The organism is Streptomyces sp. NPDC005820 (assembly GCF_040630255.1).
Classification (GTDB): Bacteria; Actinomycetota; Actinomycetes; order Streptomycetales; family Streptomycetaceae; genus Streptomyces.
In genome coordinates, this window is record NZ_JBEXXE010000045.1 from 1 (window position 1) to 17,856 (window position 17,856).

Consider the following 17,856-nt stretch of genomic DNA (forward strand, 5'->3'; position numbering starts at 1 on the left):
GCATATCCCGCTCCGCGGGATATGCAGCGCTGGCGCGCTGCATAGGACACGGCTCCGCTGACGCTCCGCCAGATTCCCGCGCAAGCGCGTGAATCGAATTCCGCAAGCGGAATTCTGAGTGCATGTCAATTCGCGCAAGCGCGAATTGACGGAATTCCGCAAGCGGGATTCCTGAGGCTGGCCGTAAGGGGGGTGCATCGGGCGCGGGACTGTGTAGGGCTTGGGATTCCCAGCTGCCACCCCTGTAATGGATGTGACGGACCGTCGGCCTGACGGGGTGCCGGCCTCGTTGTAGTGACGGGTTCCGCTGCGCTCCACCCTGAACCCCCTCCCCCACTATCTACCTGTCCCGGCATGTTCACCTAATCGCCCTGTCGGCATAAAGGATAGCCGACTGTTCGTGGGTGAGATTGAGTCACTGTGCCACCCTCGGGTGTGAAGTTGGCGACGGCTGATGCATCACGAGTCATGACTGTGTAGAGTCTGGGATAAGAGGCTACACCCCTACCGCCGCGCACCTTGCGCCTGAATTCTATTTACCATTGCGCGCCGCATTCCGCGAAAAAGGAGAACACGGGGCATGGTTGTGAAGCTGCATGATCACCAGATCGAGGCCGTTGCCGCCATTGTGCGGGGTCTTGATGTTCCGCCGGGCGGTATTCCCTGGGATGGTCTTCGCGGGCAGGTGCACGCGGCGTGTGGCACGGGGAAGACGATGATGGCCGCGGCGTCGGCGAAGCGGCTTGTGCCTAGGGGGCGTGTGCTCGTGCTGGTGCCGACGCTGGACCTGCTGGCGCAGACGGTGAGGGCGTGGCACGAGGCCGGGCACAAGGGGCCGGCGGTTGCGGTGTGTTCGCTTCAGGACGATCCGGAGCTGTGGTCGTTGAAGGTGCGCTCCACGACGAACCCGATCCAGTTGGCGCTGTGGCACGGGCAGGGGCCGGTGACCATCTACGCCACCTACGCGTCTTTGGGTGTTCTGGCGGAGGCGTTCGAGGGTGTCTACGGTCAGAAGCTTGATCGAGTAGACCTCGCGGTGGTTGACGAGGCCCACAGGACAAGTGGCTCGATGGGTAAGGCCTGGGCGGCCATCCACGATCAGAGCGTCATCCCGGCAGCACGCCGGCTGTACCTGACGGCCACCCCGCGGATCTGGGAAGAGCGGCTCAACCGCGAGGTCGCCGAAGGAGTCCGTGACCCGCTGCCGCGGGAGATGGCGGCGAGCATGGATGACGAGAAGGTCTTCGGTCCCGTCCTGTACAAGCTCTCGCTCGCATCTGCTGTCTCCCGGGGCCTGTTGGCGCGGTACCAGATCATCGTCCTGGAGCTGAAGGACCCCGTCGTCACTCCCGAGCGGCTGATGGGCGAGGAGCGGCACACCGAAGAGGTCCGCGGGCAGCGCCTTGGAGCGCTCCAGGCCGCGTTGCTGCACACGATGGCGCAGCACGACCTGTCGACGTGCATCACCTTCCACCACCGGACGATCGAGGCACAGGCGTACGCGGAGGGCCTGGAGCGCGTGGCGGCGAAGCTGCACGCGGACCAGCCGGAGACGTACCCGAAGCGGATCTGGGCCGACTGGCTCTGCGGCGAGCACGTCCCCGAACGTCGGCGGGAGGTTCTCGGCTCGTTCGGGTCCACGGCGCAGCGGGCCGTGCTGTCCAACTGCCGGGTCCTGGGCGAGGGCGTCGACATCCGCGCGGTGGATTCAGTGGCCCTGCTGGATCCTAAGGGCGCGCCGCACGACATCGTCCAGGCCATCGGGCGCGCTTTGCGGCAGAAGCCCGGACAAGGGAAGTTGGCTTCTCTGATCGTGCCGGTCTTCCTCCAGCCGGGGGAAAAGCCGGAGGACATGTTCACCTCGGGGTCGTACCGGCCCCTGGTGAAAGTCCTGGAAGGCCTGCGGGCCCACGATGAAGAGGCAATCGAATTGTTGGCTATTCCACAGGAGCCACAGAAGGACATCGCGCAACCGTCCGTGAACATCGGTGCCGCGCCAGGAGACGGTGAGGAAGAATCCCGGCTGCTGCTCCGTTTCGCGGCCCCCCGGGATCCGGTGATGGTCGCGGACTGGGTCTCCTTCAACGTGATCGACACCGAACGCCAGGACTGGGCCCGCGGCTGGGCGAAGCTGAAGACGTACGTCGAGCGGACCGGGAACGCTCGCGTGCCGTACGGACACCGCGAGGGCGCGACACCCCTTGGACAATGGGTCGCGGAACAACGACGCGCCTACGCAGCCGGGCAGATGACCGGCCAGCGCGCCCGACGGCTCGAACAACTCGGCATGGTCTGGTCCCTGGCCGATGAGCGGTTCCAGGAGAACCTGGAGGCCGCCAAGGCGTACTACGAGCAGCACTGGACCCTGTGTGCTCCGAGGTCCGCCGTGGCCCTGGACAGGCCGGTAGGACAGTGGCTGAGCAATTTGCGCCGCCCCGGTGCGCTGGAGGGCCACCCCGAGTGGAAGGCGGCCCTGGAGGCCGTGGACAAGGACTGGAACCCTCACTGGCCGACGGACTGGCAACGCCACTACGCCGCCCTACGCGAACTCGTCGCCGACGAAGAAGGCCAGCCGGAAGTCCTGCCAGGCGTCACCGTCCACGGCATGGACGTCGGCAAATGGCTCGCCAAGCAGCAGAAGCCGGAGGTCTGGCAGACCCTCATGGACGGGCAGCGCGAGCGCCTGGAACAACTCGGCATCGTGCCGCTCGCCCCGGAGCCGGAGGAGCCCGCAAAGCCGTCTAGGGCACCTGTGAGCGCCTTCGAACGGGGCGTCGCGGCCCTCGCGCAGTACAAGACCCGCACCGGCTCCCTGACCGTCCCACGAGGGCACGTAGAGGCATTGCCGGACGGAACCGAAGTCCGGCTCGGAGTATGGATCACCAACACCAAGACCCGCCGGGCCAAGCTCACCACCGACAAACTCACCGCACTCGCCACGCTGGGACTGGAATGGGCGCGATAGGGTTAAAGAGTGGGCTAAGTTGTTGGTTAAGAAGTCTCGGGTTCTGACGTGAAGGTGCAGGGAAATGGCATCTGAGGAAGAGCTGTTCGCGTCCGTCGACGCTCTGTTGAACGAGGAGCCGCACCTGCCGCCTCCGGCGGAGCGTGCCCGGCTACGTGAAGCCGCGGGCATCACTCAGGCCCGCCTCGCCACCGCGTTGAAGACCACGACCCAGTCGGTGAAGAACTGGGAGAACGGCCGCTCGGAGCCGAAGCCACCGCGCCTGGACGCCTACCAGCGGCTGCTCAACGGGTGGGCGGCGAAGTACCCCGCCCCCGGCGCAGCCCCGGCAGCCTCGGTTGCAGCAACGGCGCCCACGGCATCTACCGAACCGGCTGCGTCCACGGTGGAGACGGCACACGCCCCGCAGACGCCCGCTGTCCCAGTAGCGGGGCCGGCGCGTCCGGCCGCCTGGCCCGCCGCGGCAGCGCGGCGTCCGGCCTCGAGGAAGGCAGCGCAGCCGGCAGCCGATCCGCGGTTCCCGCATGGCACGCTCGCCGTGCTCGACGGTGACGGCTGCGCGTACGGCGTGGACGGCATCGTGCTCGACTGCCCCGCGACCACGGTGGTGGAGCTGGTGGAGTGGACGCTGGGCGAGTCCGGCCTCGGTGCGGCGCGTCTGCACCGCAACGGCAAGGACAGCGACCCTCTGATCGTCCTCACCGCCGCGGCCGCCGTGAAGCTCGGACTCCCCGAGCGCCTGGAAAGCCACGAACAGCGCCGCTCCCTGCGCCTGCCGGAGGACCACCCGGTGGTCAAGCAGGTGGTGAAAGCGAAGTGGCGGCTCACCCAGCGCGGGTTCGGCCCGTGGGCAAGGATCTACCGCAAGATCCAGGGCCGCGAGCGGCAGTGCGTGCAGCTGGCGATCCTGTCCTGGGACGCCCTCGATGAGCGGTCCTGGCCCGGCGTTACGCAGATGGAGCCGGCCGACATCGCCCGCGTCCTGGGCGTCTATGCCCAGCGGGTCATCACTCCGCGCGGCTCCACGGCCGTGTCCGGGCTGGAGCTGATGACCGCGCTGCGCCCGCCCACCCGGGCGGTGCGCGACGAAGCGAGCGGGAACTGGGTGCCCGGCCACAACCCCGGCTCGCTCGGGACGGAGCCGATGGACCCGGCACCGCCGGAGGCCACCCCGGAGCACCCCGTCGTCGTGGACAGCGGCTGGAGCGGCGGGTTCCTGAACGAAGAGGCCTACCAGTGGGTGCGCGACGTCAGCCTGCTCACCGATGAGGAGTGCACGCTGCCGTACGCGGTCGGCCTGGACCTGAACACCGCCTTCCTCGCCGCCGCGGCCCGCCTGGTCGTCGGCCTGTCCGCCCCGGACCATTTCCGCGCCCCGACGTTCAACCCGAAGATCCCCGGGAGCTGGCTGGTCGACCTCTCCCACGTCGAGGTGGACCCGCGCCTGCCCTCGCCCTTCACCCCGGACGGCAGCCGCCCGACCGGCCCGGCCTGGTACCAGACGCACACCGTCGCCTACGCCCAGGAGCTGGGCTACAACGTCGCTCCCGTGGAGGCGTACCTGCGCCGTGAGACCGGCGCGTACCTGGACCCCTGGCACGACCGCCTCAAGAACGCCTACGTCGACACCCTCGCCGACCTCGGCGTCACCAAGGAGCTCACGGACGTGGAGTTCCTCGCGGCGATGGAGCAGCACAAGGACGTCGACCCGGCGATGGCGGCCGTCCTCGCCGCCATCAAGGCCACCGTCAAGGGCGGCATCGGCAAGCTGCGTGAACGCCCCCAGGGCAGGAAATACAAGGAGGGCGAGCGGTGGCCGGCCCTGCAGCGGCCGACGTGGCGCCCCGACATCCGGGCCGCCGTCATCTCCAAGGCCCGCATCAACATGCACCGCAAGCTGCGCAACATGGCCACCATGACGGGCCTGTACCCGCTCGCCGTACTCTCCGACTGCGTCGTCTACCCCTCCCCCGGCGACAGCCCGCTCGACTTCCTCCCCTACGCCGCCAGCGGCAAGCCCCAGCCCGGCGCCTTCCGCCTCGGACCCACCCCGGGCCTGGCCAAGCTGGAAGGCGTCCAGTCGATGCTCTGGGCGGTCGACCTCATGGAACAGGGCTACAACCCCGCCCGCCACATCAAGGGCGGCGACGCCGTTCTCGACGAAGGAGAGTAGGCCGTGGCCGGAGAGATCGACGACGCCATCGAACGCGCCGACCGCGAAGCGTTCACCCGCCAGCCGCCCAAGACCCTCCAAGCACGCATCAACTTCCTGATGAAGCAGCTCAAGACGACCAAAGCCGTTGCCCAGGAGATCGGGGTCAGCCAACGGTCGGTGGAGCGCTACCGCAAGGGCGAACGCAAGCACCCACCCCGGGCCATCGCCGAACGGATCGACGACGCCGTACGGCAGCGCTGGCAGCCCCAGGTCCGCAAACGCCGCCAGAAGCAGGCCGCCACCACGCGCGGCATCACCGTGGAGACACGGGCCCGCTTCGGCTACACCGCGCCCATCGGCACTACCGACGACGGAAGATTCCGACGACTCACCGTCCACCTGCCCCCCACCTACGCACAGCGCCTGTTCGACGCCCGTGACACTGGAGCCAGCGACCAGCAAATGCGCCAGATCATCGCCGAAGGACTCAAAGACATCTACTTCCAAGACGGCGGAGCCCGCGCCACAGGACTCTCCGATGTCACCCTCAACGACATCGACTACCTCGACCTCGACTACTAACCGGACGCGGTCGTCTTCGCCGAGGTGGTCGCCATCGCGGACGCGCTGCTGGATCCGGCCACATGGCCGAGCTGGTGTGGAGGGACACGGGGCCGGGCGGCCGCGGCCCGCCGACGGTGCGACAACAACCCGTGGTGGCTGTGCTAGGAACATCAGCCCGCCACCAGCCGGGCAGCTGCGCTGGGCAAGGAGAAGACGGCGCCCGGCTCGGGGAGGATGTGGCGGGCGGCCGTGCCCGAGGAACAGCTCATGCGTGTCCGCTGTTGCGGTCTGCACCCGACCTACGGTCGGGTGCTACTGACACCGAAGGGCGGCATCCGGGGCAGGATCGTGTCCGCCGTCATCGTCTAGGTGGGCGCCATCGTTGTCGGAGTCGACTCAGCAGCCCGGGCTTTCCCTCGCTCACAGCCTCGATGAGGTGGCGGCGGTCCCGTTCACGGTTTTCAACGATCTCTACCGAGGAGTACCGGCGGCTCCAGTGCACCTTGCCCTGTCGGATCCAGTAGTGCGCCTGGCATGGAAGCGCCCAGTTGCCGATGGACGGTGCCAAAGAGATGCTTTCGCCGTCGTAGGTGATGGACCACTGTGCTGGTGACAGTGGCGTGATGACCTCGTGTCCGCATCCGCAGGCGCACAGGTGGCCGCATGTGCCGTAGGGGATCGAGACGTACAGGATGGCCGGTTCCATCGGTGTCGGGAAGGTCTCGATGAACACCGGGCGCAGGTTGTTGACCGGGGTCATTGCCGGTCCTCGTTGGCGATCTCGTTGGTGATCAGCGAGTAGGTGGAGAAGCCTTCCTCGGTCAGGTCGGCGTAGACGCCGATAAAGCGCTTGAAGCGGTTGACGGCCAGGACAGCGTTGAGCGCGTTCAGGTCGGCGGTCTGGATGTTGCGTGCGTAGGCGTCGCGTTCGGGTGCCGGCTGCGGGATGCGTCGGCGGGCTTGTTCGCGGCGTCCCGGCAGGCTTGCGGTCACGCGCAAGAGTCCGCTGAGTCGGCCGTCGATTTCTTCGATTCCCATACCTACGTCGATGAAGGGCACTTTGTGGGATTCGAGCCAGTCCATGACGGCCGGTTTGCTGGCTGCGTCGTCGGAGGCGAGGAAGACGAAGGTGGCTCCCTCGAGGAGGGCAAGGTTGTCCTCGTCCAGGTACTGCTCGCAGGAGGTGACACCGCGGTGCATGTTGGCGTAGAGCGAGGCGAAGTAGGCGGCCTTGTTCGGGCGGTTGCGGAGCGTCTCGACGGTGGGGGCGCCGGGTGCCCTGAAGGCGTTGTGGTTGTCGAAGGTGTCGCCGTCGATGAGCAGGATCGTGTCGACCTCGGTCTTGGCGATCTGGTCGAGGATGTAGCTGCCGCTGCCGCCGAGGCCGACGATCACGATGTGGTGGCCACGGTAGCGGCGATTGACGGTTGCCAGGCCGGCGCGTGAGGTGGCGGTGTCGCGGTAGACGAAGGGGCTGCCGTCATCTACGTCCTGCCAGGCCGCTCCTGGGGTAGGCGTGAACGACGGGTCGATGGCCTGTGCCTGGTCGGCGAGGATGCGCGCGTATGCCGTGATCTTTGTGTACTCGTCGGGATAGCCGTCGGGGCCTGGCTTGCTGGAGAGCATGAACTGCGCCTGTAGTCCCTCGGCGATGGCGCGGGACTCGGGGTTGGCCAGCCCCAGCGGCCGTCCGTGCTCGTCGCATGGGGCGGACCCGCCGAACCAGATGCGGTGGTCGGTGTCGGAGACGATGCAATCGCCGCTGACCGTCACGGGGTAGGCGAGGAAACCGTGATTGACGGCGCGCCCTGAGGTGACGTACGGGATGTGGCGGACGATCAGGTGCCCCGCTTGCAGGACGACGTCGTAGCCGTCGTCGAGGAGGCGTGAGAGGTCGGGGTCACGAACGAGAGGTGCGGTAGACATCGAAGACCATCCCCTTCTTCACTCGCACGCTGTGGCCGGCCGTCAGGCTGCCGGAGCCGTGCCCGTCGTGTCCGCGGCTGTAGCGGACGGTGTAGGTGTCCTGCTCGGTCGGCGGCTGGCCGGGGAAGGCCAGGTCGACGACCTGCTCGAAGGTGATCTCCTTCGCCTCCCACGGGTGCGGTCGGGTGTTGACGATGATCGTGACGGGCTGAGGCCCGTGGTCCTGCGGCATGGGTGCCTCCAGACGTGCGGAACGACCTGGCCGAGACAGTCCGAAAGTCGACCAGTGCTCGAAGTTTCGAGCAGTTAGACTGTAGCAGAGGTGATCGACAAGTTGAGCGTTGCGAGAAATCAGGGACACCGATGAGCGAAAGCCCGACCGTGGACGTGCAGGCTCTGCATGCGGCTCTGGACGCCGCACGGGAGGAAAAGGGGCTGTCCTGGCGGCAGTTGGCCAAGGAACTCGGCGTGAGCGCATCGACCATCTCACGGATGGCCAACGGACTGAAGCCGGACGTCACCGGCTTCGCCGCTATGACGACATGGCTGCGCATGCCGGCGGAGACCTTCTACGTCGCCCCCGAAGCCACCTCCGCCTCTCTCTCGCAAGAGGAGCCCGAGCTGGTGGCATCGCTGGTGCCCCTCCTGCGCGCCCGCAGCGATCTCAGTGAGGGGGACGTGGCCTACCTCCAGGAAGTCATCGGAGCCGCCGCCCGCAGATTCCGTGCCGAACGCGCGTCCGGGAGTAACTGAGTGCGCTGGACACAGGCGCTGATGCGCGAAGTGGCGCAGGAGGAACGCGCCGGACTCGGCCTGGGGCCGCGCGACCCGCTTGACCCCTATGCCCTCGCCGAGAAGCACGGGATCAGCGTGTACACCCTCAGCAACCTGCGTGAAGCCGACATGAGCGACGAGGCGTTCCAGTACTTCACTAAGCACAGAACATCGGCGTGGTCCGCCGCACTCGTCCCCTTGGGCACCGCCAGGGTCATCATCGAGAACGAGTCACACCAACTGGAGCGCCGCCGCTCGAACATCGCCCACGAACTCGGCCACCACCTCCTGGAACACTCCTTCGACAGCGTCATCCTCGGCGAGGACCACAAGCGGCAGTTCAACGAGCAGCAGGAGAAGCAGGCCGCCTTCATAGCCGGCGAACTCCTGGTACCACTGGCCGCAGCCGAACGCATGGCCTTCAATGGCTGGGACAACGAACGCGTCGCGGCCGCCTACGGGGTGAGCAAGCAGTTCGCACAGAACCAGATGAAAGGCCAACGCGTGCGAGCCAAGCGCGCCGCTCAGAAATACGGGTTCGGAACCCCCGCCTGAAGCACCCGCCGGCTCCGGGGAAGCGAGACCCACGGCCCGGGGAAGTAAGCAGATGACGGGCCGAGGACCGGACGGCTACTGCGAAAACGCCCGCCCGGATCGGCGAATACGAGACCGTGGTGGAGTGACCCATCATCCTGGTCTGTTGCGGACAGTCCCCCTGCAGGGGGAGACGACCTCGTCGCTGATCTGCCGCATCGCCAGCCGCTACGGGATGGAAGCGACGGTGTTGCGGTCCTGCTGGCAGTGGCGCAACTACCCGCCGGGGCACGAGGGCGGAGGCGCACGGGCCGACGCCGAGGTACTGCTGAACGCAGCCGGACGCCAGCTGCTGGCCGGCCTGTGCGGCACCGAAGAAGACGTACTGGCGCGGGCTTTGCCGTCCTGGGGACAGGAGGACACCGAGTTGTCGGCCGGAAAGAACGGGGTGCCAGCGGCGGCGTGGCGGACCGGGGGCGCGGTCGCCGGGCCGGTGGCGTTCGGCTGCCGCCTGTGCGCTGCCCGTCGCACGGGGACGGTCGTGCGGGTGGTGCGGTACGCGCCGCGGTGGGAACGGGCGTGTGTCCGGCACGGGCGGTGGCTCCTGGACGCGGACGCCCACCAGCCGCTGGAGCACCTCAACCTGCGTGGGCTGCCGGAGGTAGTGGCGGCGCAGCGGCGGTGGGCCAAGGTGGCGCGGCGGGCGGTGCGGGCCGGAGTAGAGCCGGAGCGGGTGTTCGCGCTGGCGTGGGCGGTGGTGGTCCGGTGGTGGGAGCAGGCCCTGCAGTGGGAGCGGGAGACGGTCTGGCCGCGGCGTCTGCACCAGGTGGCGGGCGGGGATGCCGGTGGTGATCTGGAGCGGTGGCGGATCGTGGGGCGGGACGCGGCCGTCTTCCCGGAGGTGGTGGCGGTGGCCGAGGCGCTGCTGGACCCGGCCATGGCCGAGCTGGTGTGGGCCGACAGTGGTGCTGGGCGGCCGCGGGCGCTGCCCGCCGACGGGTTGTTCTGCCGCAGGCTCGGTGAGCGGCTGGGTCGGGAATGGCTGGGGCCCCTGGCCGCGACCGACCACGGGGGGCCGCTGATCTCCTGGATGGGCAGCGTCATCCGCCTTCGCCGCGGCGCTGGCGGGCCGCCTGGGTACGACAACGACCCGTGGTGGCTGCGCCAGGAACACCAGGCCACCACCATGGCTGGCCAGCTGCGGGTGCTGGGCAAGGAGAAGAAGGCGCCCGGCTCGGGGACGATGTGGCGGGCTGCGGTGCCCGCCGAGCAGCGCAGGCTGATCACCAGCGCTATCGACAGCGCCGAGGAGCAGCTGCTGCAGCTGCGCGGGGTGCAGACCGGGCCGACCGCCGAGGTCGCCCGGCGGCTGCTGCGCGGGCTCGGTCACAGTGCCGGTCTGATCGAGAACGCCTGGAAACGGACCGCGGTGGCGGCGGTGAACGGCGGGGTGCCGCTTGAGGAGGTGGCCCGGTGGGTGGACATGCCCGTTGAGATGCTCAGCCAGATACTGACGGCGGGCAGGCAGGACGGCGGCTGACAGCCGATGCGCCGACGGACGGGTCGGCTGTTAGCTGATACGGCACTCGTTCGTGGCAGAAACACTGAAAACGAAGGCCTGGACCGACGGGAGCAACTTGGCTAGCGCGGGTGACCAGCACAGAAGCGGCCCAGCCCAGGAGCCGGGCAAGGCGAGCGGCCGTGGACCAGGGCGGCGGGTTCGAGGCGGTGTTTCTCGACCCGGTGGGGCAGGTTGTGCAGCAGCGGTGGGCGGATGCCGCCATGACCGTGGCGTTCGAGGAACTGCCACCAGTGTCGGCGTTCCCGGTCGTCCCGGGGCGCCGCTGGGGGCCGGGCCTGTGGTGGTCGGCGACCACCGGGCGGCACGTGACCGCGGGGTCGAACGCGATGCGCGCCCAACTGATGGTCCTGGACCGCGACCCGGACGTGACAGGCCTGGCAGGGCGGCCCGTGCGGCTGCTGTGGCGTAACCCCCGCGGGCAGGTGCGTTCCTGGGTGCCGCAGCTCTTCGCCCGCCGTGCCGACGGCACCGCCCTGCTTGCCGACTGCCTCAGCCACCCGGACTCGGGCGGGGAACGCGCGAGGAAGGCCGCCGAGGCGGTGTCGCAGGCGTGCGCGCACATCGGCTGGACCTACCGGCGCCTGACACCGCTCGACGACGTCCTGGCCGCCAACCTGAAATGGCTGGCCGGCTACCGCCACCCCCGCAACGCCGGCCGCCTGGGCCTGATGGCGGCGGTCATTGAGGCGTTCACGCGGCCGCGGCCGCTGATCGAGGGCGCAGAAGCAATCGGCGACCCGATCGAGGTCCTCCCGTGCGTCTTCCACGCCCTGCGGCACGGACAGCTGACGGCCGGCCTGGACACGCCCCTGCACGAACGCGTCCCCGTCGGCCCGCAGGGCTGGAGCGGCCCCGAGATGGGAGATGCCGGATGAGCGCGCGGCGCAATGCCCGGCCGGCCGTGAAGGTCGGTGCTCACGTCCGCTTCCGTGGCGTGACGTGGCAAGTGGTCGCCCTTTCCGGGCAGGACATCCACCTCGTCGGCCCGGACGGCGGCGGTGAGGCCGTGCTCGCCGGGCACCTGTTCGCCGACCCCGGCTTCACCGTCATCGGGGCCGACGTACCCCAGGCCGCCCCGCAGTGGGGCCTGTTCGAGACCGCCCCCGCTGCGGCGCGTGAGAAATCGCTGGCGTGGCAGCGGCATATCAGGGAAGTCGAATGCGGCCTGCCCGGCGGGCCAGGCAGCGACGGGGCGGTACGGCCGCAGTACGACCCCGAACAGCACACGCTGGCCCAGCGGGAGCAGGCCAAGGCTCAGGAGCTGACCGCGCTCGGGTTCGGCCGGGTCTCGCGCACCACGGTGCAGCGCATGCGCCTGGCCTACCGCAAGCAAGGCCTGTGGGGGCTGCTCGACCACCGCACCACCCGCGCCTCCAGCCCCACCGGCCGGGCCGACGAACGGGTCGTCGCCGCCGTCCGCGAGGCGCTGCGCCGCCGCCGCGGCCGCTCCAAGGGCACCATCAACGGCCTGTTCCCGCTGATCAACCAGATCCTTCAGGACCGGCACGGGCCCGGCACGGTGCCCGCGCCGTCCCAGGCCACGCTGTACCGGCTCGTCACCACCCTCGCCCGGCCCGGCGAACTGCCCTCCGGACCCGTCCGGCAAGTACCGGCGAGCGTCGACGGGCGGGCGTTCACCCCCGCCACGGCGCTGCGGCCCGGCGAGCAGGTCCAGGTCGACACCACCCGCCTGGACGTCCTCGCCCTCTTCGACGACGGGCGTCTGGCCCGGCCCGAACTCACCATCGCCGTCGATGTCGCCACCCGCGCCATCCTCGCCGCCTTGCTGTGCCCCAGCGCGACCAAGGCCGTCGACGCCGCCCTGCTGCTCGCGGAAATGGCCGTCCCCCACCCCGCCCGGCCCGCCTGGCCCGACATCCTGCGCATGGACCACGCACCCGCACTCCCCCACCAGCGGCTGGCCGCACTCGACGAGCGGCTGGCCGGCGCGGCGGCCCGGCCCGTCGCCCTGCCCGAGACGATCGTCGTCGACCGCGGCAAAGTCTTCGTCTCCGCCGCGTTCACCGCCGCCTGCGAACACCTCGGCATCAGCGTCCAGCCCGCCCCGCCCCGCGCCCCCACCGCCAAAGGCATCGTGGAGCGGACCTTCGGCACCATCAATGCCCTGTTCTGCCAGCACCTGCCCGGCTACACCGGATCCGACGTCACCCGCCGCGGCCCCGACACCGAGAAAGACACCTGCTACAGCGTCGCCCAGCTCCAGGACCTCCTCGATGAGTGGCTGGTGCACTACCACCACCGCCCCCACGAAGGCCTGCGCCACCCGATGATGCCGAAGAAGGCCCTCACCCCCAACCAGATGTGGGCCGCGCTCGTCGCCGTCGCCGGGCACGTCCCCGTCCCGCTCACCGGCCACGACTACCTCGAACTGCTCCCCGTGCGCTGGCAGGCCATCACCCCCGCCGGCATCACAATCCACCACCGCACCTACGACCACGATCTCCTCGCCCCGTACCGCGGCCAGGCCTCCCCCGTCGCAGGCCGCGGCGGGAAATGGGAAATCCACTACACCCCCCACGACGTCCGCCAGATCTGGATCCGCCTGCCCGACGGCGAGCTCACCGAAATCCCCTGGATCCACCGCGACCACGTCCACCAGCCGTTCAACGACCACACCTGGCAGCACATCCGCACCCACGCCCACCACAACCACGACGACAGCCAGCAGCATGAGGCCGGCCTGGCCGACGCCCTCGACCAGCTCATGCGCCGCGTCCACAGCGGCCACGCCACCACCACCGAACAAGCCCTCCTCGCCCGCGCCACCACGCTGCCGGTTCCCGCCGCACGGCACCCCCGGTACGGCACCGGCCCCACAACCGGCGAGTCGGCGCAGCACGGCGAGGACGACAGCATCGACGACCTCGACGACCTCCCCGAGGACGACACCCGCCCCGCCGCGGCCGCCGGATTCGGGATCTACGACGCACACGAGGAAGCCGACAAGTGGTGAACAGCCGCCCCCACCCCGCAGCGCACCAACCGTCCAGCGCACCCGCCGACGCAGGCAGCGGCAACACGGCCGAGCCGTCCTGGCCCCTGACCACCTGGCAGGGCTGGCACCGCTTCGCCACCACCGACCCGCCCGCACCTCCCCGACCCGACGACCCGCCCCGCAGCCGCGACGAACGCCTCGCCTACCACTCCGCGTTCGTCACCATCCGCACCCCCGCCATCAGCAAGCTCGCCACCCAGGTCCGCACCCTGATGATCCTCGGCCGCCACCAGCAGACCACCGCACGGCCCTCCCTCATCGTCACCGGACCCGCCGCAGCCGGGAAAACCACCGCCCTGCTCAACGTCGGCCGCACCTGCCACCTCGCCCACACCCGCAAGAACCCGCCCCCGCCCGGGTCAGCCCACGCCACGGCACCCGTGGCGTACGTCCTCGTCCCGCCCGGCGCCACCGCGAAAACCCTCATCACCGAGTTCGCCCGCTACCTCGGCATCCCCGTAACCGCCCGCATGACCCAGACCCAGATCACCGACGCCGTCTGCCACACCTACACCCAAGCCGGCGTCCAACTCGTCCTCATCGACGAAATCCACCGCCTCAACCCCCGCACCACCACCGGCGCCCAGGCCGCCGACCTCCTCAAAGACCTCACCGAACGCCTGCCCGCCACGTTCGTCTACGCCGGCATCAACGTCACCGACACACCCCTCTTCACCGGCACCCGCGGCGCCCAACTCGCCGGCCGCGCCACCCTCATCACCTGCGGCCCCCTCCCCGCCCGCCACGGCACCAGCGAACCCTTCCGCGACGTCCTCACCGACATCGAGAACGCCCTCGACCTCACCCACCACAAACCCGGCACCCTCCCCCGCCACACCGCCTACCTCCACCAACGCACCGCCGGCCGCATCGGATCACTCACCCGCCTCATCCGCCAAGCAGCCATCACCGCCATCCACGACGGCACCGAACGCATCACCAAAACCGCCCTCGACGCAGTACAACTCGACCACCTCGCCGAACAACACAACCGCCCCACCCGCAGCCGCTAACCCCCACCCACCGAACAGGAAAAACAGCGCTGACCAGCACAAACACCAACCGGGCCTTTACACGCTAGCGAAACCCACAACCAACCCGGTCCCACTCAGCACACACGACACAACCCCAGCTCACACCCCGAACTGCCCGCTGGAACCGTGCACCCGGCCTCTCTCAACGAACCCACAACACACCAGGCCAGTAAGCCCGCGATACACCAACAAGCCCCCTCCGAGCGTTACGGGCGTCCCGGATGAACGTGCTCGCGGCCATCGCACACGAGTGAGACGTCCGTGAGCGGGACCGGCGGGGCGGCGAGCGCCGCCCCGCCGGTCGGGGCGCCTGGTCAGAACAGGGTCACGCGCAGTAGCGTCCGTTGCCGTCCGGGCCACCAGCGGGGAACACGATCAGGTTGCACGGGGTGAAGTAGTTGACGAGCGGGTTGTACCCCTCGGCCTGGAGCACCACGTGGTCGGCGGACACCCCTCCGGAAGTGCCGTAGGGCACGTTCCAGGTGTAGGTGTAGCCGCTCCTGCTGATCGACACGGTGCCCATCGGACTCCACGACCACTGCGAGTCCGCTGTGCCGGTGTACTTGTACAGGGTGGTCCCCTCCACCATGTAGTAGCCGCAGACGTACGACGCCGTTTGGTAGTTGATGGTCCAGGCGAAGGCACCGCAGCCGGTGAAGTCGGCGACCGGGGTCCAGAAGTAGAGACGGCGGAACGAGTACGGGACCAGGAAGTCCGCGGAGATCGTCGCGGTCGTCGCCGTCGCGGAGACCTTGACGTTGCTGACAGTCTTTCCACCGGGCAGCGACAGGGTCGTCACCGTGACGGTGTTGCTGGGCGCCGACTCCGTTCCGCCGGAGCTCTGGGCGAGCACCTTGATCTGGTAGCTGCTGCCGCCCGGCGTCAGTCCGCCGACCGTCGCGGTCGTCATCGAGCCGGGGACGGTCGTGATCACGCCGTTGACACTGATCTCGTAGCGGGCGGCGCCTGCGACGCCCGTCCAGCCGAGCGTCGCCGAGGTGTAGTCGTACGACTTCACAGTCAGACCGGACGGTGCGGCGGGCGTACCGGTCGCGCCGGCGTAGGGGGTGGGGCCCGCGACGGTGGGGGTGCCTCCGTCGACCGCGTTCTGCTCGGCGTTCCAGTAGCTGTCGGCCGGAAGCGTGTCGTACGGGTTGGCCATGACGTCGTCGGTGATCTCGACGTACCCGGCGCCGCGCGCCTTGGCGACCGCGGCCACCTCCGCGATGTGGTCGGCGCTTACGCCGTAGATGATGTGCCAGATCTCCGAAGGGCTCTTCGGATTCCAGCCCAGGTCCTTGTAGTTCAGGGCCGGGTTGGAGTTGGTTCCGACGTAGCCGGTGTAGTCACCCTCGTAGGTCAGCAGCACGTCGGCCGTGCCCTCGTAGCACTGCGGCACCACCGTGCCGGGGTTGAGGACGGTCAGCGCGCCGGGGTGGGTGCGCTTGACGTAGTCGTTGATCTCCGTGTACCAGGACGGGACGACGTTGCCGGCACCGCACTCGTTGTAGCCGTCGTCGAAGAAGATGCCGCCCATGGAGCTGCCGTACAGGCTGTACCAGGCGTTGACGTCCTCCTCGATCTGCTGCGTCCAGTCCGCGGGGGCTGTCGAACCGAGCCGGGTGGCGCGATTGTCGGCCAGACCGAAGTAGCCGGTGTCGACGTAGCCGAGCACCTTCTTGCCGGACGCCGCTGCCCTGTCGATCACATCGCCCCAGGAGCTGTCCTTCGCGGACCCGGGGCCGTTGAGCACGTTCGCCACTACGACGCTGGTCTTGCTGGAGGGCGAGTTGATCAGCCGGGTCCAGGCGCTGTCGGTCGGGTAGATGTACGAGGCGACCGCGATCTGCTGGTTGGCGACGGTGACCCGGCTGCGGATGGCGTTGACGAGTTCGATGTCGAAACCGTCGAGGGTGCTTCGCACCAGGTTGAGCGGGTTCGCCCAGGCCTTGAACTTCGTTATCAGGTCCTTGAGGTAGGTCTGGATACTACTGGTGATGGCCCGGCTGTTGCCCTCGGCCCAGTTGAGTACCGCACCGCTGGATCCGCCGATGGCGGCGCCGAGAAGAGCGACAGCGAACGTTTCGGCCAAGACGGAGCGGTCGGTGATCGGCCTTTTGTCGAAGACCACGTTCTGCATCAGTTCACTGGCCATGCTGCCGAGGAAACCTCCGGCCGCTCCGCACAAGGGGGCGGCCACCACGGACCCGACGTTGAAGAACGCCAGGCACCCCGCGGTGACGATCACGCCGACCGCCCAGCCGACGACGCCGGCGACGACCTTCTGCCAGAAGTTCGCCGTGGCCGAGACCTGCGCGGCAGGCACCACGACCACCAGGCTGTTGCCGACGGCGTACACGTTCCCGTCGAAGGTGACACCGTCGGCGCTGGTGGCGCCGTCGTACAGGTGCAGTGAGTACTTGCTCGCCCGGGCGTCAAAGTACTGGCTCAGGGTCTGCCCGCCGGCCTGGGCCGTGTGGAAGGCATCGACCTCCGCCTTGATCTCCGCCGACGCGTCCCCGCCGGTGTAGTCGGCCGTCATCACGACGTCCTTGCCGCTGGTGGTGAGCGCGGCGATGTCCGAGGGGGCGTCGGACGCGCAGCCCACGCGGCTGGTCACGGCGAAGCCGTCGACCTGAGTGGACGTGAAACCGGTCGCCGAGTCGACGTCGATCCCGCAGCTGCTGGTCGCCGCCGTGGCGGCGGGGGCCTGCAGGCCGAACACCGTCAGAGCGACCGAAAGGACGAGCAGAACCGCGCGTATACCGTTTCTCCGCCGTCTTTGGCGCAGGCCCAACGGCCGTTGAGTGTGTGACATGGAGCCTTTCCTTTGTCGGCAGCACAGGTGCCGCGGCCAGGACGGGGAGCGCAGATCGAGAGTCCCCGCCCGCCCCTTCGCTTGGGCGTGACACGGGGAGGGCGGCTCGAAGCGCCGCTCCCGGCGGTCCCGGACGGGGGTGCACCGGCGCTCACCGCGGAACGCGGGCCCCACTCACCAGTGCGGCTCAAGAATGAGGCCGGGCCCGGAAGTTTGCAACTTCAACGAAAGTGGGGGGGGAGGACCGGCCGGGCACATCGCGCCCGCCCGCGCCGACTTGGCTGCTGCCTCCCCGCGCAACTCCGCGACATGCACACCGAATCCCTGCAGGCGGACTCGGCGAAGCATCCCGACTTGTCGTCAGCAAGGCCTGCCCACCGCCTACTTGGGATCCGGGCAGGCAGGGACAGTACACCGCGCGGCCATGGCCGGACCCGCGGATCACCGCGGGGACGGCTGCGTTGATCCCGGGGGACTGCGCCCCCGGA

The 17,856-nt window shown here is 69.1% G+C and carries 13 protein-coding genes; 9 read left to right on the forward strand and 4 right to left on the reverse strand.

Translation table 11 applies throughout. The features are described from left to right. The first annotated feature begins 580 nt into the window (after nucleotides 1-580). The 3 genes from ABZ464_RS40320 (at nucleotide 581) to ABZ464_RS40330 (ending at nucleotide 5,702) form a co-directional block, all read left to right on the forward strand. On the forward strand, nucleotides 581-2,965 hold the full coding sequence (locus ABZ464_RS40320) for a Helicase associated domain protein (protein WP_359286504.1): 2,385 nt from the start codon (nucleotides 581-583) through the stop codon (nucleotides 2,963-2,965). A 64-nt stretch (nucleotides 2,966-3,029) separates the two neighbouring features. Beyond that, nucleotides 3,030-5,138 (forward strand): helix-turn-helix domain-containing protein, encoded by a 2,109-nt coding sequence (locus ABZ464_RS40325; RefSeq protein ID WP_359286507.1) that lies wholly within the window; start codon nucleotides 3,030-3,032, stop codon nucleotides 5,136-5,138. A 3-nt stretch (nucleotides 5,139-5,141) separates the two neighbouring features. Continuing rightward, on the forward strand, nucleotides 5,142-5,702 hold the full coding sequence (locus ABZ464_RS40330; protein WP_359286509.1) for an XRE family transcriptional regulator: 561 nt from the start codon (nucleotides 5,142-5,144) through the stop codon (nucleotides 5,700-5,702). A 340-nt stretch (nucleotides 5,703-6,042) separates the two neighbouring features. Here ABZ464_RS40330 and ABZ464_RS40335 read toward each other — a convergent pair whose 3' ends face one another. The 3 genes from ABZ464_RS40335 to ABZ464_RS40345 are packed head-to-tail and all read right to left on the reverse strand — an operon-like array spanning nucleotide 6,043 to nucleotide 7,842. Beyond that, nucleotides 6,043-6,444 carry a DUF6527 family protein gene (locus tag ABZ464_RS40335; RefSeq protein WP_359286511.1) on the reverse strand — a complete coding sequence of 134 codons (402 nt, stop codon included), beginning with the start codon at nucleotides 6,442-6,444 and terminating at the stop codon, nucleotides 6,043-6,045. Next, nucleotides 6,441-7,610, reverse strand: coding sequence for a ThiF family adenylyltransferase (locus ABZ464_RS40340; protein ID WP_359286513.1), 1,170 nt, complete (start codon nucleotides 7,608-7,610; stop codon nucleotides 6,441-6,443). The genes ABZ464_RS40335 and ABZ464_RS40340 overlap by 4 nt, the downstream gene beginning before the upstream one ends. Further along, nucleotides 7,585-7,842, reverse strand: a complete 258-nt coding sequence (locus ABZ464_RS40345) for a multiubiquitin domain-containing protein (RefSeq protein WP_359286515.1) — start codon at nucleotides 7,840-7,842, stop codon at nucleotides 7,585-7,587. Before ABZ464_RS40345 ends, ABZ464_RS40340 begins: the two co-directional genes overlap by 26 nt. A gap of 131 nt (nucleotides 7,843-7,973) precedes the next feature. Here ABZ464_RS40345 and ABZ464_RS40350 point away from each other — a divergent pair, with 131 nt between their 5' ends. From ABZ464_RS40350 to ABZ464_RS40375, 6 genes are all read left to right on the forward strand, one after another. Beyond that, the gene (locus tag ABZ464_RS40350; protein WP_359286517.1) at nucleotides 7,974-8,363 is read left to right on the forward strand and encodes a helix-turn-helix domain-containing protein; all 390 of its coding nucleotides are present in this window, start codon (nucleotides 7,974-7,976) and stop codon (nucleotides 8,361-8,363) included. Next, on the forward strand, nucleotides 8,364-8,939 hold the full coding sequence (locus tag ABZ464_RS40355) for an ImmA/IrrE family metallo-endopeptidase (RefSeq protein ID WP_359286519.1): 576 nt from the start codon (nucleotides 8,364-8,366) through the stop codon (nucleotides 8,937-8,939). It begins immediately after the preceding gene. A 124-nt stretch (nucleotides 8,940-9,063) separates the two neighbouring features. Then, nucleotides 9,064-10,458 (forward strand): DNA-binding protein, encoded by a 1,395-nt coding sequence (locus ABZ464_RS40360; RefSeq protein WP_359286521.1) that lies wholly within the window; start codon nucleotides 9,064-9,066, stop codon nucleotides 10,456-10,458. Nucleotides 10,459-10,568: 110 nt separating this feature from the next. Then, complete coding sequence (locus ABZ464_RS40365; RefSeq protein ID WP_359286523.1) at nucleotides 10,569-11,375, forward strand: TnsA-like heteromeric transposase endonuclease subunit; 807 nt, start codon at nucleotides 10,569-10,571, stop codon at nucleotides 11,373-11,375. Then, nucleotides 11,372-13,474, forward strand: coding sequence for a Mu transposase C-terminal domain-containing protein (locus ABZ464_RS40370; protein WP_359286526.1), 2,103 nt, complete (start codon nucleotides 11,372-11,374; stop codon nucleotides 13,472-13,474). Before ABZ464_RS40365 ends, ABZ464_RS40370 begins: the two co-directional genes overlap by 4 nt. A gap of 86 nt (nucleotides 13,475-13,560) precedes the next feature. Continuing rightward, nucleotides 13,561-14,529 carry an ATP-binding protein gene (locus tag ABZ464_RS40375; RefSeq protein ID WP_359286642.1) on the forward strand — a complete coding sequence of 323 codons (969 nt, stop codon included), beginning with the start codon at nucleotides 13,561-13,563 and terminating at the stop codon, nucleotides 14,527-14,529. Between the two features lie 346 nt (nucleotides 14,530-14,875). On the opposite strand, the gene ABZ464_RS40380 is transcribed toward ABZ464_RS40375, so the two are convergent. Next, a complete protein-coding gene (locus ABZ464_RS40380; protein WP_359286529.1) occupies nucleotides 14,876-17,275 on the reverse strand; it encodes a spherulation-specific family 4 protein in 2,400 nt (799 codons plus the stop codon). Between the last annotated feature and the right edge of the window lie 581 nt (nucleotides 17,276-17,856).